This window comes from Ornithinicoccus halotolerans, assembly GCF_009602535.1.
Taxonomy (GTDB): Bacteria; Actinomycetota; Actinomycetes; order Actinomycetales; family Dermatophilaceae; genus Ornithinicoccus; species Ornithinicoccus halotolerans.
In genome coordinates this window covers 1-7,931 of the sequence record NZ_WIQI01000114.1, presented here as the reverse complement: position 1 = coordinate 7,931, position 7,931 = coordinate 1, and the positions used below count along the sequence as shown (strand labels likewise).

The window sequence follows — 7,931 nt, the reverse complement described above, 5'->3', positions numbered from 1 at the left end:
ACCGTCGAGCCGCCGGATCGGCAGCCCGCTGCCGCCCGGCGCGCCCGCGGGACCGGCGACCGCGTAGCGGCCCCAGAAGACCTCCTTGCGGCGGGCGTCGGTCGCGACCAACAGCTCCCGCCCCAGGTCGGTCCCCGTCGCCGCGGCCTCCCGCACCGCGGCGAGCGCGAGCGCGTCGAGGGACCCCACCCCGTGGACCGGCAGCTCCCGGGCGTGGCCCAGCACCAGGGCGGTCACCACCCCCACCCGCAGCCCGGTGAACGGGCCGGGGCCCACACCGACGGCGATCCCGGTGAGCCGGTCGCCGGCGACCCCGAGTGCCTCCTGCACCATCGGCGCCAGCAGCTCGCCGTGCCGACGCGGGTCCAGCCGCTCCAGGGCGAGCACCTCGGGCACGCCACCGGGCCGCCCAGCGCCCGCCCCGGCAGCCGGGTCGAGCAGGGCGACCCCGACGGCGGAGGTGGAGGTGTCGATGGCCAGCAGCACCCGACCAGGCTAGCCCGCTCGCGCGGGGGACCCCCGTGCGAGACCACAGTGCCCGGAGTAGGTTGGGGACCGACCCGCTGTCTACAGGGAAGGACACCGAAGCATCATGCGTCTGTTCGCCCGCACCATCGACGTGAGTGCCCACTGCGACCTGCCATGCGGGGTGTACGACCCGGCCCAGGCCCGGATCGAGGCGGAGTCGGTGAAGAAGATCATCGACAAGGTCAACGACAGTGACGACCCGGACATGAGGATGCGGGGCACGATCATCAAGGAGCAGCGCTCCGAGCTGGTCAAGCACCACCTGTGGGTGCTGTGGACCGACTACTTCAAGCCGCCGCACTTCGAGAAGTACCCGCACCTGCACCAGCTGTTCAACGAGGCCACCAAGCTGGCCGGCGCCTCCGGGACCAAGGGGTCGTGGGACGCCGCCACCGCCGACGAGCTGCTGGCGAAGATCGAAGAGATCGCCACCATCTTCTGGGAGACCAAGGACGCGTCCGCGGGCGGCACCCGCGCCTGACCGAGAGCGACGTCCGGCCGGTCGCGGCCAGCCTGTCAGATGTCCAGTCGCGCGTAGGCGTGGCTGGACATCTGCTTGTCACGGTGCAGCACCGCGCACAGCGCCCGGAACACCTGCGGGTCGTACTCGTCCCCCACCGACAGCCGCATCCGGGCCAGCGCCGCGGCCACGGCGTCGTGGTCGGGGTGACCGCCGATGAGGTCGTCGTAGCTGTTGACCACCTTGATGATCCGCGCGCCCAGCGGGGTGGCCGTCAGCTCGTCGGACCGCCGGGCCGGGGTGGCCTGGTCGGCCACAACGGGGGCCAGCCGGGCCAGCTCGGTGGTGCGGGCCAGGATCGCGGCGCCGGCCTGCGCGATCCTCCGCTGGTCCAAGGGGGATACCTCGAGGGTGGCCCCGCCGGGGATGGGGCGGCGCAGCGACACCTGGCCCAGGTCGTGCAGCAGCGCGGCCGCCTCCAGGTCGGCCAGCTCCCGCTCGTGCATGCCGAGCCGGCGCCCGACGAGGACGGAGAGCCGGGCCACCCGGGCGGAGTGTCCGGGCGGGGTGAAGCCGCCCTGCTCGGTGAGCCGGGACAGCGCCTGCAGCGTCTGCTGCCGCGCCTGCCGGATGGCGCTCTGCCGGGCGACGGCCAGCTGCAGCAGCAGCAGCGGGACGAGGAACAGCGGCACCCCGACCGGGCCCACCCCCTCGTAGGCGATGGCGATCACGGCCGCGGTCAGCGTCGTCGCGACCGCGAGCGGGCCGACGGCACTGACCTCGTCGGTCAGCGTGTGACCCAGCCGGGCGTGGTGGTCGGCGGCCCGCAGCATGACGCCCAGCGTCAGGTAGGCGGTCATCGCCGCGACCGCGGTCCCGACCATCACCAGCGCAGCCGCCCACCGCTGCTCCGACCAGCCCTCGACGAGCATGCAGACCGTGCTGCCGCCGACCGGGAGGACCCGGTAGACCAGCACCGCGACGCCCACGACGATCACGCGGAGCGCGACCTCCCGGGCCACGATGGGCGCCCCGGTGCGCCGCTGGTGGACCCACATCCCCAGCACCGTCGCCACGAGCGTGCCGACCACCACGAAGCCACCGCGGTGGTCGGCCAGCCACGGCCCCGGAAGGTGGGGCGTCATCGCCCACGCCAGCGACGCTGCCAGCGCGACGGGGGCGAACCGCCGCGCACCGACCACCGAGGTCCGCCACGTCTCGCCCGCGGCGATGGTCAGCATGAAGGCCGCGTGCCCGACCCGCGTCTCGCCGGGCAGCTCCAGGAAGACCGGAGCCGCCAGCACCAGGCCCGCCAGCACGATGAGCCCGGCCAGCAGCGACACCGCCCGGTCGAGGGTCAGCCGGTTCACGCGACTCCGTCCGGATGGGGTGACCAGGCGGCGTAGAGGTCACTCACCCGCGGGTCGTCGTGGTCGTGCACCGTCCCGTGCGCCTCGCGCACGTGCTCGGCGATGATCGTCGGCTGCCACGGCCGCTCGCTGAGGACGCTTGCCAGCGCCTCGACCACGTGCCCGTCGAGCTGGGTGCCCGACCGCTGCCGCAGCTCGGCCAGCGCCTGGTCCTGGGACAACGGGTCCCGGTAGGAGCGGGTCGCGGTCAGTGAGTCGAAGGCGTCGGCCACCGCGATGACGCGGGCGAAGAGGGGGATCTCCTCACCCACGAGGCCGGAGGGGTAGCCGCGCCCGTCCACCCGCTCATGATGGTGCAGGATGCCCGGCAGCGCCTCCCGCAGGAAGTCGATGTCCTTCAGCATGCGCACCCCTGCCTCGGAGTGCTCCCCGATCGAGGCCAGGTAGTCCACGCTGATCTGCTCCTCCCCCTGCGGGAGGCGGGGCGCCACGGCGACCAGGCCGATGTCGTGGAGCAGGGCCGCGAAGTGCAGCTCGTCGGCGTGCTCACCGGTGATCCCGAGCCGCCGGCCGATCCGGCTGCTCAGCGCCGCGACCCGGCCACTGTGTCCCTCGGAGTAGGGACTGGCGGTCTCCAGGGCTGCCACCAGCGTGGTGACCGTGCGGGAGTGGGACCGCCGTTCCTCGGCGTCCCGGCTGAGTGTCCACTGCGCGATCAGCAGCGGGCCGAGGATGAGCACCACGCTGAAGAGCCCGACCCCCGCCGGGACCCAGAGGACCACGAACAGGAAGGCGATCAGGGCGTGCGTGAAGTAGAGCGGCCCCAGGCTGCTCAGCGTCCGCTTGGCCGCCGAGAGCGCCGGCACGCCGTTCACCAGGCGTGCCATCCCGCCGATGAGCAGGCAGTTGAGCAGGGTCATCACGCTGTAGCCCACGACCAGCGGCAACGCGACCCCGGTGAGCAGCCGGATCGGCGTGACTTCCGCCGGGAGCGGGGTGACGCCCCCCATGACCACGTAGACGATCCCCCCGGTCGCGCCCATGCATCCGCTCATCGAGGCGTTGAACAACCGTGCCCGCAACCGCTGCGGGCGCCAGGCGCACAGGTAGTTGAGGTACCCGACGACCGCGGCGCCGATCGGCCCGGTGAGCGGCAGCGCGGCTGCCAGCACGACGGTGCCGAAGGAGACCCCGATGCTCGGCCCCAGCTCCCGCTCCCGCAGCGAGGCACCCAGCGCCCCCAGCAGCGCGAGCACCCCCACGACGAACCACCGCGGGGTCTCGATCCCGGACCGCCACTCCAGCACGGCGACGGTCACCAGGAGCGCGGTCAACAGCGCGATGTAGGCGCTGACCAGCCACGACGACGCAGGGGCGGGTCCGCGTCGGACCCGCCCCTGGCTGGGGGCGTGCGAGGCTGCCGACGTCCGCGGCTCAGTCATGAGTGGTGGACGTCAGCGCCTCTCACTCCTCCCAGGAAACCGTCTGGATAAAGCTGACGAATGAAGCGAACTTGGCACTGTACGCGAACTCCAGGAGCAGCTGAAGCATGGCGATTCCTTCCGTGGGGCTGGCAGGTCCCTGAAGGGGAACCCGGGGAGAGGTCACGCTCACCCAGGTAGATCGTGACACATTCCATGCCTGTTGCGGGAGATACCCAGGAGATCACCAGGCAATCTTTAACAAGAATTTACTGAGGATGCCAGTATCACCCGCAGGCGGCTGACCTCCTCTGTTGTCCGGGGATACCGCTATCCCGCCGCCGAGGGGCGCCGCAGAGCCAGCAACTGTGGTCGGCTGGCGGCCGTGTGGGAGAATGGACTGAGCCGAAGGGCGCCGTGACGGCGCCACCGCATTCGTCGCCGAAGGAGCACCGATGAGCAAGCGCGCCCGCAAGCGTCGTGACCGCAAGAAGAAGGGCCCGAACCACGGCAAGAAGCCGAACACCTGAGCCCACCGCGATACGCCCGAGGCCCCCGCCCTGTCGGACGGGGGCCTCGCTGCTGGTCGGGTGGCCGGCGCGGCCGCTACCAGCGCTCCTCGCGCCACTCCGTGCGGTAGCTGATCTCCTCGGTGCGGTAGCTGACCTGCTCACCGCGGAAGGAGGTCACCGACAGCCCGCTGATCCGGGTCATGATCTGGGCTCGCAGCGCATCCGGCGCCGGCTCGCAGCCGCAGGCGCGCCGCACCATCGCCTTGAGCAGGACGTCCTTCTCGTACTCGCGCAGGCACGAGCCGCACTCGTCCAGATGCGCCTGGATGCGCCGGCAGTCGTCGTCCGAGGCCTCGTTGTCGACGTACTCGAACAGGCGCAGCACCACGTCGGCGCAGTCGGCCTGCGAGCGGCGTGCCGACGGCGACTCCTCCGCCTCGCGGCTCACGACCCGTCCCCCCGCTCGGAGATGAAGCCGCGCTCGCGGGCGTAGTCGGTCAGCAGCTCGCGCAGCTGGCGCCGGCCGCGGTGCAGCCGCGACATCACGGTCCCGATGGGGGTGTCCATGATCTCGGCGATCTCCTTGTAGGCGAACCCCTCGACATCGGCCAGGTACACGGCCAGCCGGAAGTCCTCCGGGATCTGGGCCAGCGCCCGGGTGACGTCCGAGTCGGGCAGGTGGTCCAGCGCCTCCGCCTCGGCCGACCGGAGGCCGGTCGAGGAGTGCTGGGCGGCGCGGGCCAGCTGGTAGTCCTCGACGTCGGAGGCGTCGGACTCCTGCGGCTGCCGCTGCCGCTTGCGGTAGATGTTGATGTAGCTGTTGGTGAGGATCCGGTACATCCAGGCCTTGAGGTTGGTGCCCGGCTTGTACTGGTGGAAGGCCGCGAACGCCTTGGCGTAGGTCTCCTGCACCAGGTCCTCGGCCTCGGTCGGGTTGCGGGTGGTCCGCAGCGCCGCGCTGTACATCTGGTCCAGCAGCGGCATCGCCTCCCGCTCGAACCGCGCGGCCCGATCCTCGGGGGTCTCCTGCTCGACGTCCACCGTCCGGTCGGCCTCGGCCTGGGCCTCCACGTCGGTGAGCTGGTGCTGTGTCATCACCCTCCAGCCTAGCGCCGACGGGTCGAACGAGCCGCTCGGCAGCGAATGCGCGGCGGGCTGGAACGGGACCGTGCGTAGCGGCCGGGGTACGGTCGCGGTCGGCATCTGGCCTCCTGGCGTGCGACGTCGGTGCGGTCTGCTGGGGTCAACACCGTGGGCCGCGCGGACCATTCCCGCCGCTGGTGGGACGATGATGCCCGTGACCCCCCGCACCGCCACCGCCCTGCGCCCGCTGGGGCAGTCCCGCAAGCTGCAGGACGTCCTCTATGAGATCCGCGGGCCGGTGGCCACCCGCGCCGCACAGCTGGAGGCCGAGGGCCACCGCATCCTCAAGCTCAACATCGGCAACCCCGCCCCGTTCGGCTTCGAGGCGCCCGAGCCGATCCTGCAGGACCTGATCGCCGCGCTGCCGGAGGCGCAGGGCTACTCCGACTCCCGCGGCATCCTGTCGGCGCGACGGGCGATCGTGAGCCGCTACCAGGAGGTGCCGGGCTTCCCCCCGATCGGCGTCGACGACGTCTTCCTCGGCAACGGCGTCTCCGAGCTGATCCAGATGTCGCTGTCGGCGCTGCTGGACGACGGCGACGAGGTGCTGATCCCCGCACCGGACTACCCGCTGTGGACTGCCGCGACCAGCCTCGCCGGCGGCACCCCGGTGCACTACCTGTGCGACGAGCAGCAGGACTGGCAGCCCTCGATCGAGGACATCCGGGCCCGGATCACCGGCCGCACCAAGGCGCTGGTCGTGATCAACCCCAACAACCCCACGGGGGCCGTCTACAGCCGGGAGCTGCTGACCGAGCTGGTGGAGCTGGCGCGGGAGCACTCGTTGCTGCTGCTGGCCGACGAGATCTACGACCGGATCCTCTACGACGACGCCGAGCACGTCAGCCTGGCCACGCTCGCGCCGGACCTGCTGGTGCTGACCTTCAACGGGCTGTCCAAGACCTACCGGGTCGCCGGCTTCCGGGCCGGGTGGCTGGTGCTCAGCGGCCCCACCCACCACGCCCGCGGGTTCATCGAGGGCATCGAGCTGCTGGCCTCCACCCGGCTGTGCCCCAACGTGCCCGCGCAGCACGCCATCCAGGTGGCCGTCTCGGGCCGGCAGAGCATCCACGACCTCACCGCACCCGGCGGGCGGCTACGGGAGCAGCGCGACCTGGCCTGGTCGATGCTGCAGTCGATGGAGGGGGTCAGCTGCGTCAAGCCGCGCGGGGCGCTCTACGTCTTCCCGCGGCTGGACCCCGAGGTGCACGAGATCCACGACGACACCCAGCTGTGCCTGGACCTGCTGGAGCAGGAGCGGATCCTGGTCGTGCACGGCTCCGGGTTCAACTGGCCCCGGCCGGACCACCTCCGGATCGTCACGTTGCCGTGGGGCCGGGACCTGGCCACCGCCCTGGAACGGTTCGGCAACTTCCTGGCCGGCTACCGGCAGTAGGCGACAAGGAGGACGGAGCGTGTGCGGACGGTATGCGGCCTCGGCCAACCCCGACGAGCTCATCGAGGCGTTCGAGGTGGAGATCGACGGCACCGGCGAGCCCACCCGTAGCGTCCTGGCGAACCCGCAGGACCCGCCGGCGGGCACCCCGGACTACAACATGGCGCCCTCCAAGCAGGCGCCGGTGGTGCTGCAGCGGCGGCCCCGGGGCGGTCGCGGCGCGGCCGGCGAGGAGCAGAGTGAGCCCGCCGCGACCGCGCAGGAGCCGGTGCGGCAGCTGCGGCTGCTCAGCTGGGGGCTGGTGCCGTCCTGGGCCAAGGACCCCGGCATCGGGATGCGGATGATCAACGCCCGCACCGAGTCGCTGCTGGACAAGGGCGCCTTCGCCAAGCCCGCCCGCTCCCGGCGCTGCCTGGTGCCGGCCCGCGGCTGGTACGAGTGGCAGGCCTCTCCGGTGACGACCGACCGCCGGGGCAAGCCGCGCAAGCAGCCGTTCTTCGTCGCCCGCGCCGACGAGGAGCTGCTGGCCTTCGCCGGGCTCTACGAGTTCTGGCGCGACCCGGCCGCCGAGCCGGGGTCGTCGGAGGCGTGGCTGACGACCTTCACCATCCTGACCGGCCCGGCCGAGCCCGGGCTGGACCGGATCCACGACCGGCAGCCGGTCGTCCTCGACCGCGACCGCTGGGCGGACTGGCTGGACCCCGAGCTGCAGGACGAGTCGGCGGTGCAGGCGCTGCTGTCGGACCACCGGCCGGGGCGGTTCACCGCCTGGCCGGTACGGCCGGAGGTGAACGCGACCCGCAACAACGGCCCGCGCCTCATCGAGCCCGTCCCGGTCGAGGAGCTCGACGGCACCGTCGACCCCACGACCGGCGAGATCGTCGGCGGGAACCCGGCATGACGGCGGGCGGCCGGCCCGAGACGCTGGAGGTGGAGACGCCGGAGGGGCCCGCCCGCTGCTACCTGCACGCCGCGGCGGGAGCGGCCGCCGGCACCCTGGTGCTCGGCCACGGCGCCGGGGGCGGCACCGGCGCGGGTGACCTGCAGGCGCTGACCGCGCTGGCCGCGGACGGCTGACACGTGGTGCTGGTGGAGCAGCCC

10 protein-coding genes are annotated in these 7,931 nt (G+C 72.4%); 5 read left to right on the top strand and 5 right to left on the bottom strand.

What is annotated here, in order from left to right:
• A partial coding sequence (gene tsaB / locus GFJ45_RS14025; protein ID WP_153398279.1) for a tRNA (adenosine(37)-N6)-threonylcarbamoyltransferase complex dimerization subunit type 1 TsaB occupies positions 1-486 on the bottom strand: 486 nt, incomplete at its 3' end.
• Positions 487-592: 106 nt separating this feature from the next.
• On the opposite strand from tsaB, the gene sodN reads away from it, so the two are divergent.
• Positions 593-1,009: a superoxide dismutase, Ni gene (sodN, locus tag GFJ45_RS14020; RefSeq protein ID WP_153398277.1), complete on the top strand. Its 417-nt coding sequence runs from the start codon at positions 593-595 to the stop codon at positions 1,007-1,009.
• 35 nt (positions 1,010-1,044) lie between these two features.
• Here sodN and GFJ45_RS14015 read toward each other — a convergent pair whose 3' ends face one another.
• The gene (locus GFJ45_RS14015) at positions 1,045-2,358 is read right to left on the bottom strand and encodes an HD-GYP domain-containing protein (RefSeq protein ID WP_153398275.1); all 1,314 of its coding nucleotides are present in this window, start codon (positions 2,356-2,358) and stop codon (positions 1,045-1,047) included.
• Positions 2,355-3,800, bottom strand: a complete 1,446-nt coding sequence (locus tag GFJ45_RS14010; protein ID WP_153398273.1) for an HD-GYP domain-containing protein — start codon at positions 3,798-3,800, stop codon at positions 2,355-2,357. The genes GFJ45_RS14015 and GFJ45_RS14010 overlap by 4 nt, the downstream gene beginning before the upstream one ends.
• A gap of 434 nt (positions 3,801-4,234) precedes the next feature.
• On the opposite strand from GFJ45_RS14010, the gene GFJ45_RS17115 reads away from it, so the two are divergent.
• Positions 4,235-4,309, top strand: a complete 75-nt coding sequence (locus tag GFJ45_RS17115) for a 50S ribosomal protein bL37 (protein WP_407670403.1) — start codon at positions 4,235-4,237, stop codon at positions 4,307-4,309.
• Positions 4,310-4,385: 76 nt separating this feature from the next.
• Here the strand turns inward: GFJ45_RS17115 and rsrA are convergent, their stop codons facing one another.
• Positions 4,386-4,739, bottom strand: coding sequence for a mycothiol system anti-sigma-R factor (gene rsrA, locus GFJ45_RS14005; RefSeq protein WP_153398271.1), 354 nt, complete (start codon positions 4,737-4,739; stop codon positions 4,386-4,388).
• Positions 4,736-5,386 (bottom strand): sigma-70 family RNA polymerase sigma factor, encoded by a 651-nt coding sequence (locus GFJ45_RS14000; RefSeq protein ID WP_194288680.1) that lies wholly within the window; start codon positions 5,384-5,386, stop codon positions 4,736-4,738. Before GFJ45_RS14000 ends, rsrA begins: the two co-directional genes overlap by 4 nt.
• A 202-nt stretch (positions 5,387-5,588) precedes the next feature.
• Here GFJ45_RS14000 and GFJ45_RS13995 point away from each other — a divergent pair, with 202 nt between their 5' ends.
• Genes GFJ45_RS13995 through GFJ45_RS13985 form a run of 3 tightly spaced genes read left to right on the top strand, consistent with a single transcriptional unit; the run spans position 5,589 to position 7,907 of the window.
• The gene (locus GFJ45_RS13995) at positions 5,589-6,830 is read left to right on the top strand and encodes a pyridoxal phosphate-dependent aminotransferase (protein WP_323368742.1); all 1,242 of its coding nucleotides are present in this window, start codon (positions 5,589-5,591) and stop codon (positions 6,828-6,830) included.
• Positions 6,831-6,849: 19 nt separating this feature from the next.
• Entirely contained in the window at positions 6,850-7,731 is an 882-nt protein-coding gene (locus tag GFJ45_RS13990; RefSeq protein WP_153398265.1) for an SOS response-associated peptidase, read from the top strand.
• Positions 7,728-7,907: a hypothetical protein gene (locus GFJ45_RS13985; RefSeq protein WP_153398263.1), complete on the top strand. Its 180-nt coding sequence runs from the start codon at positions 7,728-7,730 to the stop codon at positions 7,905-7,907. The genes GFJ45_RS13990 and GFJ45_RS13985 overlap by 4 nt, the downstream gene beginning before the upstream one ends.
• Positions 7,908-7,931 lie beyond the last annotated feature (24 nt).